General features: G+C 52.0%; 26 protein-coding genes and 2 tRNA genes. 20 read left to right on the top strand and 8 right to left on the bottom strand.

The features are described 5' to 3' along the window. The 6 genes from GF404_03990 to GF404_03965 all read right to left on the bottom strand — a co-directional run. Positions 1-1,051: thymidine phosphorylase (locus GF404_03990; GenBank protein MBD3381338.1), on the bottom strand; the 1,051-nt coding region annotated here is incomplete at its 3' end. Continuing rightward, positions 1,048-1,713, bottom strand: coding sequence for a deoxyribose-phosphate aldolase (deoC, locus tag GF404_03985; protein ID MBD3381337.1), 666 nt, complete (start codon positions 1,711-1,713; stop codon positions 1,048-1,050). The genes GF404_03990 and deoC, both read right to left, overlap by 4 nt. A gap of 2 nt (positions 1,714-1,715) precedes the next feature. Beyond that, positions 1,716-2,099 carry a cytidine deaminase gene (gene cdd / locus GF404_03980; GenBank protein MBD3381336.1) on the bottom strand — a complete coding sequence of 128 codons (384 nt, stop codon included), beginning with the start codon at positions 2,097-2,099 and terminating at the stop codon, positions 1,716-1,718. After that, positions 2,086-3,258, bottom strand: coding sequence for a phosphopentomutase (locus GF404_03975; GenBank protein MBD3381335.1), 1,173 nt, complete (start codon positions 3,256-3,258; stop codon positions 2,086-2,088). Before GF404_03975 ends, cdd begins: the two co-directional genes overlap by 14 nt. A gap of 59 nt (positions 3,259-3,317) precedes the next feature. After that, positions 3,318-4,055, bottom strand: a complete 738-nt coding sequence (locus GF404_03970) for a methyltransferase domain-containing protein (protein ID MBD3381334.1) — start codon at positions 4,053-4,055, stop codon at positions 3,318-3,320. 104 nt (positions 4,056-4,159) lie between these two features. After that, on the bottom strand, positions 4,160-5,959 hold the full coding sequence (locus tag GF404_03965; protein ID MBD3381333.1) for a PDZ domain-containing protein: 1,800 nt from the start codon (positions 5,957-5,959) through the stop codon (positions 4,160-4,162). 475 nt (positions 5,960-6,434) lie between these two features. Here GF404_03965 and GF404_03960 point away from each other — a divergent pair, with 475 nt between their 5' ends. The 3 genes from GF404_03960 to GF404_03950 all read left to right on the top strand — a co-directional run bounded on the left by GF404_03960 (position 6,435) and on the right by GF404_03950 (position 10,734). Further along, on the top strand, positions 6,435-7,451 hold the full coding sequence (locus GF404_03960; GenBank protein ID MBD3381332.1) for a DUF814 domain-containing protein: 1,017 nt from the start codon (positions 6,435-6,437) through the stop codon (positions 7,449-7,451). 659 nt (positions 7,452-8,110) lie between these two features. Continuing rightward, positions 8,111-9,388, top strand: a complete 1,278-nt coding sequence (locus GF404_03955) for a hypothetical protein (protein ID MBD3381331.1) — start codon at positions 8,111-8,113, stop codon at positions 9,386-9,388. Then, positions 9,385-10,734, top strand: coding sequence for a hypothetical protein (locus GF404_03950; GenBank protein MBD3381330.1), 1,350 nt, complete (start codon positions 9,385-9,387; stop codon positions 10,732-10,734). The genes GF404_03955 and GF404_03950 overlap by 4 nt, the downstream gene beginning before the upstream one ends. A 51-nt stretch (positions 10,735-10,785) precedes the next feature. Here the strand turns inward: GF404_03950 and GF404_03945 are convergent, their stop codons facing one another. Beyond that, positions 10,786-11,409: a PEP-CTERM sorting domain-containing protein gene (locus GF404_03945; GenBank protein MBD3381329.1), complete on the bottom strand. Its 624-nt coding sequence runs from the start codon at positions 11,407-11,409 to the stop codon at positions 10,786-10,788. A 51-nt stretch (positions 11,410-11,460) separates the two neighbouring features. On the opposite strand from GF404_03945, the gene GF404_03940 reads away from it, so the two are divergent. After that, positions 11,461-13,287, top strand: coding sequence for a hypothetical protein (locus GF404_03940; GenBank protein ID MBD3381328.1), 1,827 nt, complete (start codon positions 11,461-11,463; stop codon positions 13,285-13,287). Here GF404_03940 and GF404_03935 read toward each other — a convergent pair. Next, on the bottom strand, positions 13,262-13,981 hold the full coding sequence (locus tag GF404_03935) for a hypothetical protein (GenBank protein ID MBD3381327.1): 720 nt from the start codon (positions 13,979-13,981) through the stop codon (positions 13,262-13,264). The two genes, GF404_03940 and GF404_03935, sit on opposite strands and share 26 nt — an antisense overlap. A 29-nt stretch (positions 13,982-14,010) precedes the next feature. Between GF404_03935 and GF404_03930 the strand changes: the two genes are divergently transcribed. The 16 genes from GF404_03930 to GF404_03855 all read left to right on the top strand — a co-directional run. Further along, positions 14,011-14,346 carry a hypothetical protein gene (locus GF404_03930; GenBank protein MBD3381326.1) on the top strand — a complete coding sequence of 112 codons (336 nt, stop codon included), beginning with the start codon at positions 14,011-14,013 and terminating at the stop codon, positions 14,344-14,346. A 12-nt stretch (positions 14,347-14,358) separates the two neighbouring features. Continuing rightward, on the top strand, positions 14,359-14,775 hold the full coding sequence (locus tag GF404_03925; GenBank protein MBD3381325.1) for a hypothetical protein: 417 nt from the start codon (positions 14,359-14,361) through the stop codon (positions 14,773-14,775). A 45-nt stretch (positions 14,776-14,820) separates the two neighbouring features. Continuing rightward, on the top strand, positions 14,821-15,243 hold the full coding sequence (locus GF404_03920; GenBank protein MBD3381324.1) for a hypothetical protein: 423 nt from the start codon (positions 14,821-14,823) through the stop codon (positions 15,241-15,243). An 8-nt stretch (positions 15,244-15,251) separates the two neighbouring features. Then, a complete protein-coding gene (locus GF404_03915; protein MBD3381323.1) occupies positions 15,252-16,364 on the top strand; it encodes a hypothetical protein in 1,113 nt (370 codons plus the stop codon). A gap of 51 nt (positions 16,365-16,415) precedes the next feature. Beyond that, complete coding sequence (locus GF404_03910) at positions 16,416-17,837, top strand: hypothetical protein (protein ID MBD3381322.1); 1,422 nt, start codon at positions 16,416-16,418, stop codon at positions 17,835-17,837. Positions 17,838-17,839: 2 nt separating this feature from the next. Next, positions 17,840-18,676 (top strand): hypothetical protein, encoded by an 837-nt coding sequence (locus tag GF404_03905; GenBank protein MBD3381321.1) that lies wholly within the window; start codon positions 17,840-17,842, stop codon positions 18,674-18,676. A gap of 17 nt (positions 18,677-18,693) precedes the next feature. Beyond that, positions 18,694-19,065 (top strand): hypothetical protein, encoded by a 372-nt coding sequence (locus GF404_03900; GenBank protein ID MBD3381320.1) that lies wholly within the window; start codon positions 18,694-18,696, stop codon positions 19,063-19,065. A 2-nt stretch (positions 19,066-19,067) separates the two neighbouring features. Further along, positions 19,068-19,214: a hypothetical protein gene (locus GF404_03895; protein ID MBD3381319.1), complete on the top strand. Its 147-nt coding sequence runs from the start codon at positions 19,068-19,070 to the stop codon at positions 19,212-19,214. Next, positions 19,211-19,486 carry a hypothetical protein gene (locus tag GF404_03890; protein ID MBD3381318.1) on the top strand — a complete coding sequence of 92 codons (276 nt, stop codon included), beginning with the start codon at positions 19,211-19,213 and terminating at the stop codon, positions 19,484-19,486. The genes GF404_03895 and GF404_03890 overlap by 4 nt, the downstream gene beginning before the upstream one ends. Next, a complete protein-coding gene (locus GF404_03885; GenBank protein MBD3381317.1) occupies positions 19,473-20,957 on the top strand; it encodes a hypothetical protein in 1,485 nt (494 codons plus the stop codon). The genes GF404_03890 and GF404_03885 overlap by 14 nt, the downstream gene beginning before the upstream one ends. Next, positions 20,954-22,264, top strand: coding sequence for a hypothetical protein (locus GF404_03880; GenBank protein ID MBD3381316.1), 1,311 nt, complete (start codon positions 20,954-20,956; stop codon positions 22,262-22,264). The genes GF404_03885 and GF404_03880 overlap by 4 nt, the downstream gene beginning before the upstream one ends. Positions 22,265-22,281: 17 nt before the next feature. Beyond that, positions 22,282-22,584, top strand: coding sequence for a hypothetical protein (locus GF404_03875; protein MBD3381315.1), 303 nt, complete (start codon positions 22,282-22,284; stop codon positions 22,582-22,584). Between the two features lie 166 nt (positions 22,585-22,750). After that, positions 22,751-22,824 (top strand) — tRNA-Ile (locus GF404_03870). Between the two features lie 13 nt (positions 22,825-22,837). Then, a tRNA-Val gene (locus tag GF404_03865) sits at positions 22,838-22,911 on the top strand. 144 nt (positions 22,912-23,055) lie between these two features. Beyond that, positions 23,056-23,778, top strand: coding sequence for a hypothetical protein (locus tag GF404_03860; GenBank protein MBD3381314.1), 723 nt, complete (start codon positions 23,056-23,058; stop codon positions 23,776-23,778). A 1-nt stretch (position 23,779) separates the two neighbouring features. Then, positions 23,780-24,378, top strand: a 599-nt coding sequence (locus GF404_03855) for a CBS domain-containing protein (protein MBD3381313.1), incomplete at its 3' end; no start/stop codon positions are given.

Here is a 24,378-nt window from a genome sequence, read left to right as displayed (position 1 = left end):
TGTCGTATTCGGCCAGGTAACCTGCTTTATCGGCTTTGATGTAGCCACGCGCGGTAGGCGAGAAAAAAGCCTTCGGGTTTTCAAGCAGATCGCTTCTGCCACCTGCGGCAACGACGAATTCGACCATCCGAGCCAGCGCGCTTCCATCCGAGACAGCCTGGTCGAATTTATCGTAGACTGCTTTTTTCCGCGCAACGGGATTGTAGAATCGAATGATCTCATAGCCGAGCCGGTAGGTAACTTCGCGTATATCGTCAGGAGTGCCGGTTTTTAGAAACTCTGCGGTTTCCATGATTTCGAGATAGTTACCGACCTGGTACCCGAGCGGTTCGGACATATCGGTCAAAAGGCAACCCGCCCGGCGCTTGAATTTCCGGCAGACGGAAAGAAGCGAGCGCGCCAGGTTTGTCGCATCCTTACGGGTCTTCATGAAAGCGCCGGAGCCGACTTTTATGTCGAAGATGATAGCGTCGGTTTTTAATGCAAGTTTTTTGGAGAGGATGCTGGCGGTGATGAGCGGGATCGATTCGACCGTTCCGGTCAGGTCGCGCAGGGCATAGATTTTGCCGTCAGCCGGAGCGATGTTTCTGGTCTGGCCTGAAATTGCTATGCCGGTCTTTTTGAGGCGGGACTTGATCTGATTTTCAGTCCAGAATGGGTTCAATCCCGGGATCGATTCGAGCTTGTCGAGGGTTCCTCCGGTATGCCCCAGGCCCCGTCCGGAAAGCATGGCGATATTATAACCGAGAGCGGACATCAGAGGCGACAATGTCAGGCTGATCTTGTCGCCCACCCCGCCGGTGGAATGCTTGTCCGAGATGGGGCGGAGAGCGTCGTCGAAAGTGACGCTCTTGCCCGAGTTGAGCATGGTCTCGGTCAGGTAGAAAGTTTCGGATTCGTCGAGACCGTTCAGAAAGGAGGCCATCAGAAATGACGAGAGCTGGTAATCAGGAATCCTGCCGGCAGTATAACTATCGATTAGAAACTCGATTTCTGGCTTCGTCAGGGCTTCGCCACGGCGTTTTTTTATGATCAGTTCGAGCGCGGTCACAATCCCGATCCGTTCAGGTAGTCTTCGATTATCGGGACACCAGAAGAGGTGCCGATGCGTGAAGCTCCGGCCTCGACCATGGCCAGGGCTGTCTTCAAATCACGGATCCCTCCGGCCGCTTTGATGCCGGCTTTGCGCCCGACTGTGTCGAACAAGAGGGTAACCTGTTCGGTTGTCGCACTGCCATTGAAACCGGTTGAAGTCTTGACGAAATCAGCCCCGGAATCGACAGCGATCCTGGCGGTTGTCTTTATCTCTTCGTCAGTCAGAAGCGAGCACTCGAGGATCACTTTGAGCAGGCTGGCCCCGGACAACCCGCGCCGGACGTTCAGGATATCATTTTTAACCAGGTTCAGGTTGCCGTCCTTGACAGCGCCCACATTGACAACCATATCGATTTCAGTCGCGCCCAGGTTCTCTGCGATTTCAGCCTCGTAGAGCTTGGTGTCCGAAGTCGATGCGCCCAGCGGAAAACCTACCACAGTGCAGATGCCGACTTTTGAGCCTTTCAGGTTCTGGACCGCCAGTTCGATATGGGTCGGATTGATACAGACGGTTTTGAAGCGGTACTTTTTGGCCTGATTGCAGAGTTGCATGATCTGCCGGTTAGTGGCATCGGCCTTTAGCAATGTATGATCTATTAGTGCTTGAAGCTGTTTCATGACTACAACCTGAACCTGTGCGGCAAAAGTTCTGCCAGGGATGTTCGCCCGATCATGTCACCATTGTAGACGATAATTTTCAGGTCATCGCAAAACTCGGCCAGTACCTGCAGGCAGGCTCCGCAGGGCACGATAGCTTTATCGCTGTCGGAGGTCAGCACCAGCAGTTTGAACTTGCGACAGCCTTCCGAGACCGCTTTAAAAAGCGCTACCCTCTCGGCACAGACAGTCAGGCCGTACGAGCAGTTCTCGATATTGCATCCCGAAAAGATGTCATCGCTTTCTGTTACCAGGGAGGCTCCCACGCGAAATTCAGAGTATGGCGCGTAGGCTTTCCTCATGGCAGTTTGCGCTTCGTGACGGGCTTTTTCTTCAATCGAGGACATCTAAAAATCCTGCTCCGGAGTTAAATGGTTGCAGATTAAAATTCTGGCAGATCGTTTCCGCGACATCGGCAAAAGTTTCCCGGATCCCAAGCGACTTCGCTTTTTTCAAGACCGGCGAAAACACCAGAAGCGGTACGTATTCACGGGAATGGTCGGTTGATTCCATGGTCGGATCGCAACCATGGTCGGAAGTCATAATCAGCAGGTCGTCATCACTCAACGCGTCCAAAATTTCCGGCAGTCTCTTGTCAAACTCCTCGAGTCCGCGGGCGAATCCTTTGTAATCATTGCGATGACCCCAGAGCATATCGAAATCGACCAGGTTGATGAAAATCAATCCGGTGTCGGTTTGCTTTAACTGATCGAGCGTCAGTTCCACGCCGTGCAGATTGTCTTTTGTATGATAGCTCTCGGTCAGACCGCGTGAGCAGAAGAGATCCTCGATTTTACCGATCCCGATTACATTGTGATCCGTGGCAGTCAGCTTGTCCAGTACTGTATCAGAGGGAGGCGGTAGCGAAAAATCCCTGCGGTCAGCGGTGCGCACATAGTTGCCAGATTCACCTTCAAAAGGACGCGCGATCACCCGTGAGACACCCCATTCACCGGACAGCATATCGCGCGCGATCCGGCAGACATGATAGAGCTTTTCGAGCGGTACGACATCGATATGGGCGGCGATCTGAAAAACGCTGTCGGCGGAAGTGTAGACGATCAGCTTGCCGGTTTCGCGGTGCTGATCGCCCAGTTCGGCAATTATCTGCGTTCCGGAAGCGGGACGGTTGCCGATCACCTCGAAACCGCTTGAGAGTTCAAAGCGCGCTATCAGGTCGGCTGGAAAACCGGTGGGAAAGACCGGAAACGGTTTGTCCATAATGATACCGGCGATTTCCCAGTGTCCCACGGTGGAATCCTTGCCGGCTGACTTTTCGACCATCCGGCCATAATAGGCCTTTGGGTTATCGGCCGGATGCACTCCCCTGATACGGACGATATTGCCGAGGCCCAGTTCTGCCAGGTTCGGAAGGTTCAGCCCACCCGCTTTCTCGGAGGTATTGGCGATTGTATTCGCTCCCGCGTCACCGTAACGGAAAGCGTCGGGCAGGGCACCTACCCCGCAGGCATCGAGTATCAAAAGTATGATCCGCTTAAATCTCATAGTCACTGAATATGATACAAATCAGCCCGGCTGTAAAGCAAAATATCCCGGACCCATGATCAGGTGCGTGCAAACACCAGGAATCGTTCGGCTTCCTCGACAGCTTCATCCGGATTGAAGGATTTGATGATGTACTTTACAAAACCGGCTCTCTGTAAAAACTGCTTGAGCTGGTTGTCGGTGATGCAGATCTCGGTGAAGTTTTCGACCACGTGACGGCTTTCTCCGTCTTCATCTCGAATGAATGCCTCGATTTTGATTTGAGTGCGCAGGTTCTCCGGGTCGAAGCGGGCTTTTTGGTTGACGAAGAACAAATTGGTTTTTATACGGCTGTAGGGACGCCAGTTTTCTAGCCCGGATACTGTCAGGATATCGAATACGAACCAGCTTCCGGGATGGAGATGATCATGGGCCTTACGGAACGTGTCCTGGATCATTTCCGGTGATTGGAGATGATTGAGCGAATCGAAGAAACAGCCGATCATGTCGAATTTAGTATCCAGTTCGAAATCGGCCATATCGCCTATGACAAATCGGGGATTGGTACTGTCAGCCGTACTTTTAGCACGGGCGACCTCGATCATCTCGGGCGAGATATCCAGCCCGGTAACTTCGATTCCGAACTCCGCCAGCTTGAATGCCAGGGTGCCGGTGCCACAGGCCAGATCGAGAAAACCGGCGGGTTTCTTTTCCTGCTTCTTGAAGAATGCTGTCAACTGGGGGAAAACCGCTCTCGAAAAATCGGACCAGCCCAGCAGGTCATAGTACTCGGCAAACTGTGCGTACGATCTGTCCATAAGGGTAAAATGTTTTTTTGGTTTTTAATCGGCAAGTGTCAACTGGAAATTAAACAAAAAAAAGGGGAGGCAGAGCCTCCCCTGTGGAGAAAGTATTTACAAAATCATGAATCTGACTTTACAGTCAGCAGGTCAGAATAGGTTTCATCTTCGGTCAAAATTTCAATAGCCTTTTTAACGTACGGGTCAGTTTTGAGCACCATGTGCTCGTAGACTCCGCTTTCGCCGAACTTGGCGCGGATTACCTCCCGCTTGATCGAGCGCATGATCCAGTCACGGCTTTCCATGAAATCATTTTCCTTCTCGAGAGCGACCAGCTCGCGCAGTTCCTCGATCTTGTCGGCAAAACGATCCTCCATCTCGGCATCTTCAGCCGCTTTCTCAAAATCCTCGAGTTTCTTCTGGAGGTTGGTCTTATAGGTGAATTCCTTCTCGTCGGTGAAGTCCTTGAAGTCTATTAACATCTCTTCAGTCACTTCGAAATCGTCGCCGATTTCCGGATGCTCGGAGACATACTTAACCGCGTAATCAAAAAACATCGTCTGACGCTCGAGGTTGATTTCGAGCGGTTTCCAGGTCTCGCGTTCGATTTCGATATCGGGCACAATACCGCCACCACCGTAGACCGGGCGACCACCCTTGGTCAAAAACAGCTCGGTTTCCTCAGGTGTCTCTTTTTCATCACCCTCTACGATCTCGCCGTCGTCTTCAGCGATCAGGTCTTCCGGATGCTTGGTGGCACGTTCCGGTTTCTGGATACAGCGACCGGAGGGAACATAGTATTTCGCGGTCGTCAGCTTTAAAGCGATGTCCGGATCGGAGGTCGTAAATATCTGCTGAACCAGACCCTTGCCGAAAGTCGTATTGCCTATAATTATACCGCGGTCCCAATCCTGGATAGCGCCCGAGACGATCTCCGAAGCCGAAGCGGTACCGCCATCGACCAGAATCACCAGCGGTTTGTCGGGGAAGATAGGTTCGTTGCGGCAGGCGTATTCACGATAGGTTGAAGCCTGGTGGCCCTTGGTTGAGACTACCGTGTTGCCCATATCCAGAAACAGGTTGGCAATCTCGATAGCCTGCGAGAGCAAACCTCCGCCATTGGAACGCAGGTCGAGAATCAAGCCCTCCATACGGCCGGTGTTGATCAGGCTGTCGATCGTGGTGCGAAGCTCTTCGGTAGCTGTCTCCGAGAACTTGGAAAGACGCACGTAACCGATATTGTTATCCATCATTCCGGCGTAATTAACGGATTTAAGCTCGATAATCGCTCTTTCGATTTCATAATCGAGAGGCTCATCCAGGCCTGGGCGCTGGATAGTAATCTCAACCGAGGTGCCGGCCTCGCCACGCATCAGGTCCGAGGACTCATCGACCGTCATATCCCGGGTGTCGATGCCGTCGATAGCTATGATCTTGTCACCTGCCCGGATACCCATGTTATAAGCCGGGGTGCCTTCAAACGGCGAAATAACCGTGATGTAATCGCCGCGCTTGGCAATCACGATTCCCAGGCCTTCGTATTTGCCATGGGTTTTCTCCATCAATTGATCGTAGGATTTGCGTTCCAGTACCACTGAGAACGGATCGAGCTGATCGAGCATGCCGTCGATCGCGTTGCGGGTCAGCTTTTCAGCCTCGATCTCTTCCATATAGTTGTTATGGATTTTATATGCCATACTCGCCAGCAGGCGGGTATAATGCGCTATGGTCTTGGGGGATTTCTCCCCGGGGGTATAAGCCTCGGGATTTTCCTGGCGCAGATCGACCGTATCGACAACAAACAACTGCTGGGCGTTGACCCCGGCTTCGCCAGCTTCACCATGACCGACCAGCCATATCAGTGCAATCGCGATCAGCGCGAGAGTAACCGGTAAGAATCCTGAACCTTGTCTATTTCGCATAATTCCTCCAGGGAAAATATTTTCACAGGTAATTTAATCTATTAAATGTATCTGTCAAGTTGGCGAGGAGCTTGATATATTAATACTACCCCCGTATCTTCTTATCAATTTAACGCTTAGAGCAGGGCCAAAGTTTCAACTTGTTTTCCCCTCAAGGCGTGATTTGCAAATTACTGCCGGACAACATGATAACATGCCACCTCGAAGAAGGCAAAAGAAAAAAACATGACAGGCCGATCTGTTTCAGGATTGTACAGCTGTAACATAAAACCAGGCAGTGTCTTACGGGACAAAATTTATTTTTGCGGGGATTGTTGAGTAATTATACACAGATTGCCTTTTTTTTGTCCTGATTCCTGTTGTCGCCAGCGCAGAATTTGCGTAAATATGACCCTTGACTTTTATATACGGCAGTATTAATTGCCACTGACAAAATCATACCAGAGCGGTATTGTATTGAGGTGGAAAGATAGATATGACCGATAAAAAAGCAAAATGCGTAGCCCTGTTTTCGGGCGGGCTGGACAGTTCCCTGGCGGTTCTGAGCATGCTCGAGCAGGATATCGAGGTGACCGCTTTGTTGTTTCTGACTCATTTCGGATGCGATATAGTGGACAAGTCCTCCTGCTCCCAGAATCCGGAGCCGATGGCCGAGAAGTTCGGTTTTAAAGTCAAGCTGATGCATCTCGGACAGAAATTCATAGACATAGTCAAGAATCCCAAACACGGTTACGGCAAGAACATGAATCCCTGTGTCGACTGCCGGATTTTGATGCTCAGGGAGGCGAAGGAGTTTATGCGCATGAGCGGGGCGGATTTTTTGATCACCGGCGAGGTGCTGGGGCAGAGACCTAAATCGCAGATGCGCAATTCGCTCAACCTGGTTGAAAAGGAAGCCGGGGTCGAGGGTACACTTCTGCGACCGTTATCTGCCAAACTGCTTGAACCTACCATACCCGAACAACAGGGACTGGTCGACCGCGAAAAGCTTTTTGATTTCAACGGCCGGTCACGAAAACCGCAGATGGAGCTGGCAAAAAAATACGGTCTCGAGGATTACCCCACTCCGGCCGCGGGATGCCTTTTGACCGACCCGGGTTACTCCAAAAAGCTAAAGGATCTTTTGACTTACAAGCAGGATGTTACTTTCGACGATCTCAATCTGCTTCGGGTGGGACGCCATTTCCGGATCAATCCGCAGGTCAAGATGGTGGTTGGCAGGAAAGAGGAAGAAAATGACAGAATCGAAGCCTGTGCCGGAAACGGCGATATCATGCTCGAGGCGAAAGGTACAGGTTCACCGATCGTGCTGTTGCGCGGGACTTCCGGCCCGCAAGAGATCGAAATCGCCGCCCGTACGACCGCCCGTTACTGCGACGATAAACACGAGGCGCAAGTCGAGATCACGGTCACCGATACCAAAAGCGATAACGAATACAAGCTGACTGTAGCACCGTATGATCTTAAAGATATCGATCGCTTCCGCCTCTGACAGCAGATCCATTTAAGGCAAAAAAAAGAGGCCGACTCATTGCAAGCCGGCCAGGAGGAGAAACAGTTTATATGGAAAGCCCTTAAAGGGGGTCGAATCTTCACGCAGAGGAGGTTCCCTCACAGAACCTCTCTGCACCTCTCGAACCTTACCGATGAATCACTCAAGCCACTATCAAATAAGAAGAGTCTGCTTTTACCTGTTAATAGCTTAAAGTGTAACCATCTCGCACGCCCTATATATATACAAACCCCGTGCCAAAACGGGATCATCGCCGAGCATCCGTCGTAATCTGTTACAATAAAATATGTTACGAGAAGGCCCGCACTGCACCGTCGCAGGCCCGGAACGCATAATTTGCGTCTTGTGATTCCGTCAGGTAAATGTTAGTGGACTGTAAGTTGATGGGGAGGTGCGTTTTACAATGACGCATAAGTTGCGACGCATAAAAAAGGGGAGCACCATCTATTGGCAAGGCGGGGATATAAACGGAAATGTGCTTTTGGCTTCCAAAAGACCAATCAGACAGCACTCCCTGTCATTCTGCATGATAAAAATAACCATAGCGGAGATGTTAGTCAAGAAAAATCGCATTGCATTTTTACCATTAAACCGCGGTAAAATGCGCTCCCGGAGGAATTAAAAAAACGGGAGAAGAGATGAATCTAAAAAGAAAACTGCGCAGTCTGTTTAAAACTAATGCGGATCACTTCAAATCTGAATCAGGCCGACAGCTTCCCGAAGCGGTGGCCAGTTTCAAGAGCAGGCCTGAATTCAAAAACAGGGTCGACTACGATTTTAATAACTCGATTTCATTATCGAACTCATACAGCCCCGAAACAAGGATCAGGCTTTATCGCTTTTTGCGCGACAGCATCCCGATTTTGAACTCGGCCATCTGGACCTGGAGCGCGATGTCGGCTTCACCGGTCAAAATCGAATATGAGGGCGATGGTGACGGTGAGCAGGCGGTTGCTGTCGTCAGTCGCATGTTTCGTCGTATCTACGACCGGCGCAACCAGCGCTTTGCCGATATCCAGGCACTTTTGATCGAATACTTCAACAGCCTCTACACGACCGGCAGTGTAGCCGGCGAAGTTGTGGCCTTGCCACAGATGGACGGCATCGATTACTTCTATTTCATCGACCCGGCCAGCCTCGAGTATCGTCTCAGGGACGGTCATTACAAAATCTACCAGAAACAGGACGAAAAGCTGGTCGCGCTCGATTCTCCGGCTGTGTATTTCTATGGTTTCAACTCCGAATCCACCAATCCCGCCGGCAGGTCGCTTCTGCGCTCGATACCGTTTGTAGCCAGAGTCGAGCAACAGTTGCTTTCTGATATGCAGAAGAGTATGCATAATGCCGGTTATCACAGGTTGCATGTCAAAGTCAAGCCTCCGGAAAAGAAGCCGGGTGAATCTGATGACAGCTATATTAACCGGGCCAACGGTTATTTCGAGCAGACCGCCTCTATGTTTACCGATTTTCGGCCTGAGGACAATCCGATCACGTGGGACGATATCCGGATCGACTATATCGGCCCCTCCTCGCAGGTCTCGTCCTCGCGCTCATGGTATCTCAATCATAAAGCGCTTTTGGAGGACATCTGCGCCGGGACACACCTGGCGCCGTTCATGCTGGGTTACTCCTATGGCACCACCCAGAACTGGGCGATGTTCAAGTACGAACTGGTTCAGAGGCAGGTGCGGGCACTGCAGGCGGCGGCTTCCGGATTTCTGGAGTGGATGGCTTCGCTTGAACTGGCTTTCAAAGGCATTGCCGGACGATGCCGGGTCAGTTTTAAAAATGAGCTGATCTATGGCTTGAATGAAAAGACCGAATCCGAGAAAAAACGGGTGGAGACAGTGGTGATGAAATACAAGGCCGGGCTGATCGACCGCGACGAGGCCAGAAAAGAACTTGAGCGCCGATGAGTTCGAGAAATTTTTCCAGGCAGAATCGCTGGCGCCGGGCCTTGACCGATCCGGTCTTTTTCGCGCGGGAGTTCCTGGAGCTTGAACTTCACCCGGGACAGGCGCGCTGGTTGCGCAACTCGAACAAGCCGGAAAACCTGTTGCATACCGGCAACCGCTGGGGCAAAAGCCTGGCGCAGGCTGTCAAGATCCTGCATCGTTGCCTGTTCAAGATCCGGGATCTGCGGTACGATAAAATGCCGAAATACGCCGCCGTCAACTGTTCAATAACACAGGATCAGGCCGGGATAGTCTTCGACAATGTCCTGCGCCTGATCAAAGGACGTCCGCTTCTGGAGATCCTGGTCAACTGTGTCCGCTACACACCTTATCCGCGTTTGTATTTCGGCAACGGGGCGGTCTTCTCATGCCGTTCTACACGCAACCGGGGGCAGTATATCCTGGGTCAGGATTACGACTACTGCTGTTTCGATGAGGCCGCTTTCGAGCCGGAATTCGACTATGTGGTCAACGAGGTGCTGATGCTTCGCCTGGCTGACCGGGACGGTATGCTCGATTATGTGTCTACCCCCAATGGGAAAAACGCTTTCTACCGGAAATCGCTGGAGCTCTCCAAACGTCCTCAGAAAGCTTACCTGCAACAGGGCAAGAGCGAGGAAAATCCGTTTATCAGCAGGGCATTCCTCAACAGTAAACGGCAGACCCTGCCGGAGCTTAAGGTACAGCAGAATCTTGAAGGAGGCTTCGTGGAAACCGGCCGGGAATATATATCCGAGGACTATATACAGCGCGCGTTCGGGATGTCGACGGGGCTGTCAAAACCGCATGAGGACCATCGCTACCTGAGCGGATGGGACCTCGCTCGCAAGCTGACGTACACGGTCGGTGTGACCCTCGATGTGACTCAGCAACCGGCCCAGCTGGTCGCTTTCGAGCGTTTTCGGGGGCGTGAATGGGAAGAAGTCTTTTCCGCCATCAGAAAGCGCAAAAAGCTCTACGGTGGTCGGGTACTGATCGATTCGACCGGGGTGGGCGATGTCGTCCTTTCGCAACTTGCGGATATTGGAGCAGAGGGATTCAATTTCGGACTGCGCGGAGGGCGGGCCAAAGCCGAACTTTTGGCAAACCTGGAGATGTTACACCAGAAAGGTGACCTGGCTTATCCCTATCTCGAGCAGGAAGCTGATGACGGTAGCTGGTGGTCGAACCTGAATGAATTTCGTGAAGCCAGCTGGGAGGACGGTATCAGCGGTGATTTCATCATGGCCTTAGCGCTGGCGGCCTGGAATCTGCGTCATGAACCGGACACGACCGAAAGACCGGCTCCAAAACTGGCCCGGATATAAAAAAGGCTCTCAGCGGTGTTCTGAGAGCCCGGGTGGATTGAGAGCATGAAATTAGCGCCTAAGCGTTCTATATATTCCGGCACCCGCGAAACCGATGCCGAAAAACAGGAGAGTTGCCGGTTCAGGTATGCCCGGCACGGAATCCGGATTGTCGGCCGGATCAAAATCGTGATATCTATCGTCGGGCGGATAATTTCCAGTGATATAATTTCCCCCGCTCAGATCCAGGTTACTGCCCCAGGTGATGATTCCATCTGAGGTCATTAATGACACCGGACCTGATTCGGTACTGTTGTCATGAACTTCAATATTGTTGACTAAACCCGAGTAATCGAAATGTCCCCAGAGAGGAGTTCCGTAGACCGGTTTAAATGATAACGTCAAATACAGGATGATCGCTACCAGGCCCCAGAAAAACAGCCTGAGCATGTCTGATCTTTCTCGTCGGTCATGAATCATAATCCACCTCACACACGATAAAGGTTTTGTTAGTATTTTATTAAAGCAACGTCCGTGCCGTATTGAAACGATTCCCCCTCGTATTTGTAGTGCGTTAGAATATAGCGACTTATGTGAGTTGTTAGAAGTGCTAATGTAATGCTTGAACGGGTTGATGTGCATAATATTGCACAGTTTCGGCCAATATTGAGAATGAACTGTGGTCAGATTCAACATAGCTGTGATGGTAATGATGGTGGCAGGAGATTAGTGAAAGGAGGACAGTTTATGAGACTTTATGGCCGTTTGAGCGTCAGGCCGGCTGAAAATCGGGACTGTGATCCCGATCGATTTGCAGGAATTATAAATGACCGCATCGATCCCCCAAAGCGGTTGAAGGGGGAGGATGTTTTTGTGCGGGCGATTTACCTGGTATCGGACCAGGTGAATTCTTTCGGAGGACGATTTCCCGCCGATGAGCTCGACAGCCTCAGTGAGAAGATCATTGATTCGCCGGTTCTCGTGGGACACAATAAGAGCCAGCTGCCGATCGCTCGTAATTTTATGGCCGAGAAGGTTGAACATGCGGGCCAGACCTGGGTCAAAGTCTATTTTTACTGGTTGCGCAAAGCCGAGGGTGCGGAGACACTGGCCAGAAATATCGACGGCGGTGTGTACCGCGAGGGTTCGATCGGCTTTATCTTCAGTCTTCCACAGTGCAGTATCTGCGGAAAAGATATCCGTAACTGCGAGCATCAGCCCAACCAGGTCTATAAAGAAGGTGAATCAGCCCGGCTCTGCCACTACAATTACCGGCAGATCGAACGGGTTCTGGAGACCTCGCTGGTTTACCGGGGCGCGACACCGGGGACATCATTCGCGCGCGAACTGATCGCCCGCATACCATCCGAAACAGGGCTGAATAAAACTAAGCAGAAAGAAAAATCAGGTACAATAAGCAGAAGGATCTTACTTGCTCCCGAAAAACTGCCCTCACTTGCAAAAGCGTATTCCCGTCCGCTCTATTTCGGACTTCCGGTTCACGTCAAATTATCCGGGGGCCGGGTGACAATTAGATCTTCGAAAACTGAGATAAAAATTCATGATTCAAATCCGCTCGTCAGGGAGCTTTACAGTTTGCTCGATGAGGATGTGGTGGTCCATGCGCAGTTGTTTGCGATGAGGGGCAAAAGCAGGCTTCCGCTTTATCTATATAAAGACAACTCAAAAATGACCGGACGCTGTGAACTCGTAATTGAAAACATTACCGATTTACATGGTAGTCCAGTCAGTACTTGTAAGTTAACTGAATACACTCGCAAGATTGCTGGATCAGAGCACCTTAAACTCGCTCCGGTCAGGCTTCACAGGGGCCAAATTGAAACCGTCGATCTCAGCCGAAACAGATTTGGAAGCCAGGTCTTCAGCTTTACAGATGGCGTCTGCACTGAACAGATACAGTACCGGTCCGGCAGTCATTTGCTTGTTAAAGTTCAGGACAGTGTCCTGACAAAAACGGGCCGTCACAAGTATCGTTTTGATTTTGGCGGTAACGGGACGTTCAAAAGTTACTGGACCGGAGAAACATCCATTAAGGCAAGCCTGGGAGAAACGCTTCTAATCAAATCTCCGGATAATGGCGCAGGCAGTCGGGTGTTCATTGTAGTCGATAATTTGGGGCAGTATTATCCTGCTGATGATCCGGGGTGTCTGAATTTGAGATCTTCCGGCCAGGGAAGATTCGTGATCGAGAGAAACGGAAATGTCACCGCTCTCAGCTTCAGAGGTGATGATCTCGATCTGACCCTGGTCATTCCACACTTAGATCCGCTCGCGCTTATTCGTGGGAAGACCGTGATCGGTTATCCACTGCGGGGCAAAAAGCGAAAACTGTGGCCGTCGGGTAGAAGCTCAAACCAAAACGATCTTGAATCAGGTCTCTATCGAGTCAGATCGTCAAGAGCTGATTTCATCACAATCGAGATGTTATCGGCGACTGTAAGGGGGACATTTTCACTGCGACCGGCATCCTGGAAAAAGCGCGACCTTATGCTGTTATCATGTCAAAGCGACGACTGCCGAACAGGTTTCAGTACTTCGGGTGATCGGAGCTGATCAGCAGGATATGCGAATTGCCGAAATTGCCGCGCGAATACATGCGCACCAGGCCGATTCCATCGACCAGGTATTCGGTGTCGGTCTTGACGATCTCATCGGAACCGATCAGCCTGTATTCGGAGCGGATCTTGTGGGCGGAAAATGCGCCCGCGGGCACGACGATATCTTCCTGGCCCAGGTAGGTGCGTGTGACATCATAGCCGAATCCGAAATTCAGATAACTGACGATAGTTTCCCGGCCATCATGATGGATCATGGGCACATAAAAATTCCAGCTGTCATCGACACGCAGTTTCTTGGGCATGATTTCCGGCGCGTGGATGAAATAAAACAGTGAATCATGCTCATCGACTGTGCGGTAATAGCCGGTAATCGCCACCGAGTTGGGGGTAATAATGGCACGCGCCAGTTTCCTTGAGGAGATCGAGATATCGTACCAGTCCTTGCTGGAATCCGCGACCTCGACTGCAAATGTCACCAGGCTTGTATCGACCGCAATCTGGTAGTTGGGGTAATAAGTGACCAGGCTGTCGAACTGCTGGTAAAGATTTTGATGATCGGAATCAAGTCCCAGAAGCGACCCGGTTACCGCCGGCGCGGTCTGCGGTCCAAGCGGGTCATCATCGGAACAGGAGAAAATAAATATGCACGAAACAAAAATTAACACGAGCGGATACATAGCCTTCTTCATGACAACCTCTCTTTCCTGGTGAGAAAATTATGTTCTCTTATACGTCAGTCAACAAAAATAGTTCAGCCCGGAAGTCATCCTCTCCGGAGAAAGAACGATCCTATCAACTCAATCTGGTTCGTTTCGCGGTCGCGTTCGTGCTGACCGTGTGCGGAATACTGGCCGGTTACCTGGCAACCATCTACGGGATCAAAATCGACCTGGCCCAAAAAGCCGATGCCAGCGCTGTCCAGAATCTAGAAAGACGGGTGCTGAGCCTGGAGGTTTACCTCAAGGAGCAGATGCTTCGGAGAACGGACTTCTACCAGTTCAGGGAAAGCCTTCAAAAAAAACTTGAAGAAATACAATACAATAACAAGCCATAGACGGGAGAAGATATGGAAAAACTGATTGTCGACCTGCTGGAGGTCAATCGTCAGCTCGAGAATGATGATCCGGTCGAGTTCGATTTCGACTGCTTGAAGAAGATCCTCGGCCGGTTTCAGCAGAAATCAGCGGAGTTAGTACGATTCATCCGCGAGGAAAAGATTCTGCGGGACTACCTGTCGCTTCAGGTGACGGCCAAACTGCGCGCCCTGGCGGTGTTGCATGACGGCGCAGACGCCACCTGCCAGACTGCGCCTGAGGAGTTATCGAAGATGACGGCCGAGAAACTGATCAGTTTTCATAATCGTCTGCAGGGCAAACTCAACAAACTGCTTTCGAACAGGCCCCGCTTTCGCGCTGTCGCGTCCGCCAGACAGAAGGTCAATAATCTGGAAAAATACAAACTGGATGGGCCGAGGCCCAGGTGATGAGGGAATCAGTTCCCATGATTTAACCTGTAAAAGGAGAACCAAATGAGTGTAAGAACACAAAATCTCGAGTCGACAGCTCCGGCTATGGCGACTTTCGATATCCACCAGAGCGCTGATGTCGACGATCTGACCGACTCCGACCTGGGATGCGCGGTCAAACTGACCGGCAATTACGAGGTCGGTCCCGCGACCGACGGTGCCATTGTTCTGGGCAAGCTGATTTCCCTCAGCCTTTCCGACGGCAATAACGGCAAACGTGTTGCCACGGTACAGATCGGCGGAATCATGACGCTTCCCATAACCACCACCAACCCGACGGTGGGCGACCGGATAGTGGGCGGTGCCGGCGCAACGGTCAAGCAGGCTCCCGCGCTGGGAGGCAATGATCCGGCCGGTGGAAATATCGCCCGTGGCACGGTACTGGCCGTGTCGGGTACATCGAGTTGCACAGTCTACATGCCATAGGAGAAACAATGAAATCTGAACAAATCAATGAAATCAATGAATACCCCGAATCGTTTTTGTCGCTTATGAACGCGCGTGAGGCCCCGCGTGGATCGGTCGACCTGTCGCGTGCTTCAGAGATCGAGGTCGATCGCGATATGTACCTTCAGGCGCAGGCGCAGGGCAAGAGCCTCAGTGAACTTCTGGAAAGCGATGAATATGATCCCTCCGAGCCGGGATCGCCCCTGGATGCTTTCGAGCGTCAACTGGCACATCGGGGTATCAAGGTCAGCGGGCCCGGCTCACTCACTGTCGAACAGTTCTTCCGCAGTGCGCCGGCTCTGATGCCGGAATTTATCGTACGCGAGATCAAGCGCGGGATGGCGCTCCGTCCGGAATACAACAACCTGATCGCAACCTCGACCGCGATCAGTTCGAATCGCTATGCCCCGATCTATATCGATGCTTCGGCTGACGACACCGGCCTGTCTTTGCGCAGGATCGGAGACGGGGCCGAGATTCCGCAGATCAATATCACCGAACAACTCAATACGGTAGCGGTGCCTGACTACGGGGTAGCGCTGAAAACCTCCTACAAGACATTGCGTCACAGGTCTTCGGCACAGTTCCGCACGATTCTGTGGTACATCGGTTTTCGCCTGCAGGCCGACAAGGTGGCGTTGATCGCCGAGGTGATCAAAAACGGCGACGGCAACGATAATTCCGCTACGGTAATCAATACCGACAGCTCCGGCACTCTCGATTACGATGACCTGATCAAGCTCTGGATCGAGTTCGCGCCGTTTGAGATGAATACCCTGATTTGCCACAAGGCGATGATCCGCAAGATCCTCAACCTGGATGTCTTCCAGGATCCGCTGGCCGGCTTCAAGTTCCAGTCTTCGGGCAAGATGGTCAATCCACTGGGGGCGACCCTGGTGCGTTGCGATGATGTCGCCCAGGATCTGATCATCGGCATGGATCGACGTTTCGCGATCGAGGAAGTAGTCAGCCAGCCTCTCATGGTCGAATTCGATAAAATTATCGAACAGAAATTCGAGCAGGCGGTGATCTCCGAATCAATCGGCTACGCCAAAGTGATCGGCGATGCTTCGCTGGTCATGGATTCCGATTTCAGCTAAACCGCAATCAACCGGCCGTCCCGATTATCGGGGCGGTCGAGGAGAACTACCATGTTAAAACTGATCGACACATCATCGGCCGATTACCCGGTCGGCTTCAGCCACAACCGCAGGCTCTTCAAGGTTGCCAGCGGACCCTATGCCGGACGGATGGCGATTTGCTATGCTTCCGATGACAGCACTGTCAAGCTGGTCTATGCCGATCCGCCCTACACGAACTGGTCGACTCCTGCAAGCATTATCACCGATTCAGCCGACTACCCGGTCAGCGGGATAATCGATTCAGGCGGGAATATCTATCTTGCCTATACGCTCGAGAGCTCTCATGACCTGGTGATGAAAAAGCTGAGTTTTTCGGATGGTACCTGGTCGGTGGGTTCACGAAACACTATCTACGACGGCGACGACAACTACTATCCCAGCCTGTTTAAAGACAAGTACGATAAGCTGTGGGTCAGCTGGACCAGAGTTTCCGGGGGCGTTTACTATATAAGCACGAAGAAGTCCACTAATGACGGAGCCCTGTGGGGGCTGAGTGACAGCGACAGCGGGACCGATCTCGTTTCCGGCACAACTTCGGCATATTCACAACTCGTCTACCTGCCCACCTATTTGTTGTGTGTGTACACCATCGACGGCACCAGCCTGGCCTACCGCAAGATCGAAACTTCAGCGGTGGTCTGGTACTCCGAAGTGGAGCTTCACAGCGGGACCAGCCTGGGTAAGGACTTTCATGCCGCCTCCTCCAATGACATGAAAGTCGGTGTGGCTTTTTCCGATGACGGCGATTTGTATTTCAAGGACTACGACAATTTTGCCTGGAGCGGGACTTACAGCATCGACACCGATCTTTCGGGGTCACCCGTTTTGAAGTACAACGGGAGTGTGCCGTATATCTTTTTCAATAAATCTGCCGGAAGCGACCAGGATCAACTGCAGTACAGCTATCGCGAGGGTTCATCCTTTTCAACCGCCCAGGCGGTAGAAGGTGGTTTCAGCCTGCTCGACAAGGTGCTTCTGTATCGGCCCGGGGCGACCGCGCCGTTTAACGACCGCAGTACTGAGGCCGGGGATGATACCTCAGGCGATATCTACCACATCGATTCAGGTAAATTGATTAAAGACAGCGGTGACATCATTTATCTCGGTCAAACCGAAAAGTTCCACCAGGTCAAAGTCACCCTGTTCACGAATGGAGCGGGCGGAACAGTCAGCTGGTATTACTGGGACGGTTCACAGTGGAAAAGCTTCACTCCATTGTCGGGAAGTTATGACTTCGATTCATCACCTGCCACACTCAGGCTCTGGCAGGACAGCACCCAGACACCATCGGACTGGCAGACGACCACGGTCAACGGCTCCGGGAAATTCTGGATCAGGATTCAGGTCATAAGCGATTTCGCCACAGCTCCGGTCGGGACGCAGATAACCGGGCTGACCGGGATACCGCAGATAACTATCTTGCAGGAGTAATCATGCCATTCTCAAATATCAATAATCTCAGGCTTCACCTGTCCGAATTCGCCCGGTCTCTGGGTAAAATCGAGAACCTGCCGTTGAATTTCGACGGCGCAACCTCGATTAAACTGCCCCATCGTTCGCTCAAAAGCGATTCCGAGAAGGTCAAGGGACGTGAATCCAATGCGCCCAGCTATGAGAAGGTCAACCTGTCAGCGGACTGGGTCAGTCTTATGCAGTCCAGCCTGGTTCCGCACAGCGTGGTGGTGGCCAGGGATGAATCGCTGACGGTCATCTATCGTGAAAATGTCGATTATTCTATCGATTACTCTGACGGACTTATCCGCTACCTCGCTGACGGGCAGATAAATGACGGCCAGCAGGTGTCTGTCTGGTACTATCATTACCGGATATATCAGCGCGGGGCGGACTACCAGATCAGTTACTCATCGGGGACAGTAAGCCTGATGCCGGATGGTGCGCTGGAAAGCAGTCAGGCGGTCCTGATCGACTATGAAATCGAGAGCGCTTCAGTTTCCGATGGGAGCCTGGCACAGGCCCTGGAGGAAGCCCATGTCACCATGCTGGGCATGATCGACGAAGAACATCATACCTCAGGCGACCGTCAGCTGGAAGTGGCCGAAACCTGCCTGGCGCTCGAGGTCGTGGCGCGCATGAAAGCTCAGGAGGTGTTGCAGTCGGGCGCGTTGTCGACATCCGGTAAAACTTACCTCGGTCGGGAATACCTGAACCTGGGCGAGTCTTACCGTCGGCAGGCGCAAGCATTGCTGGTTAACTACCGGCCATCTCAAAGATCACTGGCAAATCCGCTTAAAATCCGCAGTAACCATTGAAAGTGAGGTGAGATTATATGACAGATACACTGGCATACCTGCGTGGACGCAGGGCCTGGCTGGTGCGCGATTTCTCGGTCTGGGGAGCGCTTTCGGCCTATGATTTCTCGTTTCTTCTGAGCGAGGATGATTCCGCTTCACAGCGCTTGCTGTTTTTGAATGTCCCGCTCGGCGGTGACCTGCAGAGAGTGAGCTATGATGAACTTACGGATATTCACGGCAACACCCTTCCGGCTACGATCATAAATCCGAAGGTCGCGGTACTTCCGAAGGATGCTGTCGGCGCGGTGGTGACCGGAAGGGAGAACTCGGAATCATTCACAATTGCGAAAATATCTGAGAAGGCCTCGGCGTCGGTCTGTGACCTTCTTATTTTTGAGATGGGATAGCAATGTATACACTTTTTATGTCAATCTGTCCGGTTTGCGGTCAGATCAACCTGTTCTCCGGCAGGGATAAGTCCGGCTTTTGCCCGGTCTGCGCCAGCAGTTTCAAGCTCCTGCCGAATGATAAAATCGAGGTGAGGCTGAAACTGTGACCCCTGCCCGACCATCAAAGAAGCAAAGCGTCCGCAAAAAATCCAAAGCCCGGGCGAAAACAGACCTTGAGATACTGCAGGAGCTCCAGGAGGAAATCCTGGAAAAACTGCGAGCCTCGGATTATCAGCCCAGGATCGCCGATTTTCTGCGCGTGCTCGATTTCAAGACCAAACTCAAACTCCCGGTCTCGGAAAAACAGAAGTTCTGGGATCTGTTGGACCAGCTTCGCCGGGAGGAACTCGAAACCAAAGAGGAGGATGATGAGAACTAAAATAATGCCGGCGATACTGATATTATTGTCCTGCCTGGCAGGTCTGTCAGGCACATCGCTGGAAATTGGATACATTGTAGGAGATACAAATTCTGTCGGCGAGGATACTGTGCTGATCGAATTACTGCAGGATCATCTCAGTTATAATATTGATTTGATCGATGATGCCGCGGTCGACACGATCTCGAACCTTACCTCGCTCTACGATGGCGTGATTATCTCCAATTCGGTCCTTTCACCCTATGTCGCATCGTTGAAGGACAGCCTGATCGGGATCATGACGTTAGACCGCTATACCGAAAACGAGTTCGGCTTCGGAACTTCGAATTACCTGCCATCCGGTCATGGGCGCCGTCTGGTCAACCAGCGCGAGTCGGACTTTCTCTGCGAACCGTTTTTGGACACGATCTTTCCCTACCAGTATGACAACCAGTACCTGTACTATTACTGTGAAATCCCATCCGGGGCACTTGTGCCGTTCAGCAAACCGGAATTTGCCGGCTCGGATACCGCCTGCGTGATCCTGCTTGATTCGGGGACTGCGCTGGCAGGTGGCGGCACAGCCTCCGGTCGCAGGACATTTTCCGGGATTCATACGGCTCCGGAGCTTCTGGACTGGTGTAATTCCAGGGAGCTGTTCTGCCGCCTGGCGGCATGGACTTTTTCTGATACCGCCAACTCGGTATTTTCCGAATACAGTTGCTGGGCCTGCTACCGCGAGATCGAAGCCTGCTGGGGGGAGATTTTGGTCTCGACCGATGATTCCGCCACGTACACTTCCGATTTCAGATTCGGCTATGATTATGGTCCGATCCTGTCATTCTGGCGTTTGCCGGAGCCCTGGCGCAAAGTCGTTGCAGGCTATTCCTGTGACAGCCTCAGGCTGAAGTTTCCGATTATCGGGCTGGGGTTCAATGAAACACCCACGGACAGCATCATGGATATCCGCATTGACGCGTTCCGGATTATCCATTCCACTAAATGGCACGCCCCTCCGCCCAATGACGGCGGGGATCCATACACGCTCGATTCGACCTGGGTGACCCGCTGGGATGTTGTCTCGGGGTCGAGCCCGGTCAGCTGGGACACTCTCGATTTGCGTGCGGGTGTCGATTACGACTCACTCCCGCTGGACACTTTTCGCCTGCAGTATCCGCGGGACTCAATCGGTGACCTGATCGAGTACCTGATTCCGGGCAGTGTTCTCGACGGCTGGGCTTCTGACACATCGGGCAACAACGGCCTGGTTTTTAAGGTTACGCAGGTCTATGATTCATCGTCGAATATCGAGTACGGCACAAGGGCGCCGTATCACAATACTGTCTCATCGCCCATGAAGGTAGAAGCTTTTTTCAGCGCGGACCCGGATGATCCCAACCCGCCCGCAGGGACTCGCAATGTCATTTCCACCGGTATTCTTTCACATAGTGAAAACAAAAGCAAATTGCTCAGCGGGGAGGTGAACAGGTGAAACATCGAGTTGGACTATTGTTTTTGACGGCCTCAATGTGTCTTTTTGTTTTATCAGATCTGACGGCCTTTTCTCTTGCGCCTGAAGTCTGCGGAAACTCTTCCGCCGACAGCGTGGTAATCAGCTTCGAGACATTCGACACCACCGCTCATGCTGTACCGGTCGATGTTGACAGCCTCAGGATACTGCAGTTCGGCCCCTCGGGTGATCTCGTCGATTCACTGGGGGAAGAAGATGGTCGTGTGACTAATCCGCGTACCGGCAGTTATGAAATCCGCCTGCGGGCATCGGATTCCGCGGGCACAGCGGGCTGTTACAATGTGCGCGTCTATGTCTCTCTGGGAGCGGATATTCGCGGGGCGGGCTCGCATGGTTACTTCGTAAAAGAGCAGAACTGGACCGGGCTGGATTCGATCGCTTTCAATTTGAAAGCGGTACTGGATACGCTAAACGATGGCTTTGCCAGCCAGCACAACCAGTCCAGCCTGGACACCACGATCAGCTCCCGCTCCAGCCTGGACAGCGCAGATAATATCGGCATTGACTGGGGTAATATGATCAATACATCCGCCATCCAGGATCTGTCTGCGACAGAAATCTATCGAGTCGAACAGGTTGCCGATCCGATCGAGGTGGACAGTTCGGCGGTGGCCCGTGCCGTGTGGGACAATGACGTGATACCCCGGTCGGGGCGCACGGTCGCTTTCGATAATCTCGGAAGCGGTGCCTACCCGTGCAGTTTATCGGTTTTTAGTTCAACCGACAGTACCGCCCTGCAGGGTGTGGCCCTGCGCCTGACTAACTCCGAGCAGAGCGCGACAGTGGCCGTGGCATTGACAGATCAAAACGGACGAGCGGTATTCGCGCTGGATTCGGGTCAGTATTATCTCTGGAGCTACAAGGTCGGAATCAGCTTCGGGGTACTGCCGGATACACTCATGCAGGATACGATGGTAACCCGTGACACGATCTGGGGTTCGGCCTTCGATCCGGGCGATCCGGCTGTCCCGGAACTCTGCCGGGTATATGGCTGGGTGCATGACCTCGCCGGTCAGCCGGTTACGGGTGCCACAGTCTCCGCGCGACTCCCCGAGGATAATATCCGTTATCGCGACTATATAATCAGCCCCTACTACAAATCCACAGCTACCGACAGCCTGGGATACTGGGAGATGGACCTGTACTCCAATCAGCTCCTGGAACCGTCGGGAAGCGAATATGAATTCATGGTTTATTACGACAACGGCAGAATCGCGCGCCGTCGTGTGAAAGTACCCGATCAGGCGGGCTGGCAGTTGTCCTGGTAATCAACGAGGAGGTTACAATGTTTGAATGGTTGTCTTTGAAAAGCGGAGTTTTTGCGCTTCTGGGCGTAATCGTGGCCTGGCTGGGAAAAACCTACCTGGCACCCCTTCTGGAAGTCGAAAAACATCGCCGTTACGCGCAGTGGATCGCTCAACTGGCGGATGAAATCACCGATGATCTCGTGCGCCGCTATCCCGATAATCGCTTTTTGGAGTTCGTGGACCAGGCGGTGGACAAGCTGATGGAAGTCTGCAATATAGAACGCGAAATCGCCAGACGCGCGATAAACTCCGCACTTCAGAAAAAGCTGGCCACGTGTTAGTGCTTTTCCGGTTCAATAGAGTGGATGAAAACAGGGAAAATAACGCTCGGTTTGGATTTTAGATAAACTACTTCGGCAACGGCCTGTTTTAAAAAACAGGTATGAAAATCCATCGAGTTTGTGCTTGACTTGAAAAATGTAATTGTATAGTATACTGGATTATACGGGGCCCATAGCTCAGTTGGTTAGAGCAACTGACTCATAATCAGTGGGTCGCAGGTTCAAGTCCTGCTGGGCCCATTTAGTTGTCGATGGGCAATTAGCTCAGTTGGTTAGAGCGTTCGGTTCACATCCGAGAGGTCACAGGTTCGAATCCTGTATTGCCCATGATTTGAAAACTTAAGCGATAGAGGTTACAGTCGGTGTCAACCGCTAAAGCTTGTCTGGATATCAATTACTGTTCGTTTTTTATAGTTGGCAGAAACCTGTTAATGCGCCCGCGGGCCGGGTGCATTTTTTATTTCCACAGAGATGGAGAAGGGCATGCAGAAAGACATTGAGCTGCTACTGAAGCTTCAGGAAATCGATTATTATATTGGTGAGCTGGAACGTTCGAAAGATTATATCCCCGATATGATGGAGAATCTGAAAAAGGAGATCGAGGAGTGTTTTGAATCGTCCACCGATTTTAAGGACCGGCTTTCTGAGGCTAAACTGGAGCTTAAAAACCGCGAGCTGGAAGTTGCCACCAACAAGGAAGCCCTCGAAAAGTACCAGGAGCAGATGCTCTCGATCAAGACCAACAAGGAGTACGACGCTCTGGTCAAGGAAATCGACAAGGCCAAGGAAACCATTTCATCGGGCGAGGACAAGAGCCTGATGCTGATGGGTGAAATCGAGGAGCTTACTACCAAGGTCGAAGAGTACGAAACCAAGTGCGATGATATAAAGAAAACCAATGAAGATCAGCTCCAGATGCTCCAGGCACAGGTCGATTCGATCGGTGAGAAAAAGGAAATCAAGGAAGCTGAGCGCAGTGATGTCCTGGCCAAGATCCCGCGTAAGGTGCTGTCGGTTTACGAACGGATTCGCCGCGGGAGGGGCGGGATGGCTGTGGTGGCTGTCAAGAAACGCGCCTGCGGTGCCTGTTTCAAGCAACTTGAGCCACACCTGATCCAGGAGATCAAAAAAGGTGATCGGCTGCTCACCTGCGATTCCTGCGGACGGATTCTGACCTGGATGGGGGAAGACTGAGATGAGCGATAAAATCATCGGTACAGCGTTGACATTCGATGATATCCTGCTGGTGCCGGCTAAAAGCAGGGTGCTTCCGAAGCAGACCGATGTCAGCACCCGTCTGGTCAAGGGTATCGATCTGAATATCCCGATCGTGGCGGCCGCCATGGACACCGTCTGCGAGGCGGAGCTGGCGATTTCTTTGGCGCGCCATGGAGGTCTCGGATTTATCCACAAAAACCTATCGATCGAGGAACAGTCGGCCGAGGTCGACAAGGTCAAACGCTCCGAGTCCGGCATGATCGTAAACCCGATCACGTTACCTCCCAATGAGGTGATCGGTAAAGCGCTCGAGTTCATGGAACGTTTCTCGATTTCGGGTATCCCGATCACAGAAGGTGAGAAGCTGGTCGGAATACTGACCAACCGCGATCTCAGGTTTCATCGCAATCTGAATCTCAAGATCCGCGATGTAATGACGAAAGAAAACCTGATCACTGTGCCACCCGGTACGGATTTGGAAGAAGCCAAGGACCTGCTTCATAAAAACAGGATCGAGAAACTGTTGATTGTCGATGACGAGGGTCACCTGAAGGGGATGATCACGGTCAAGGATAT

The organism is Candidatus Zixiibacteriota bacterium, assembly GCA_014728145.1.
Lineage (GTDB): Bacteria > Zixibacteria > MSB-5A5 > JAABVY01 > JAABVY01 > WJMC01.
Note: the sequence above shows the minus strand (reverse complement) of the source record. Positions and strands in the feature narration are given on the sequence as shown.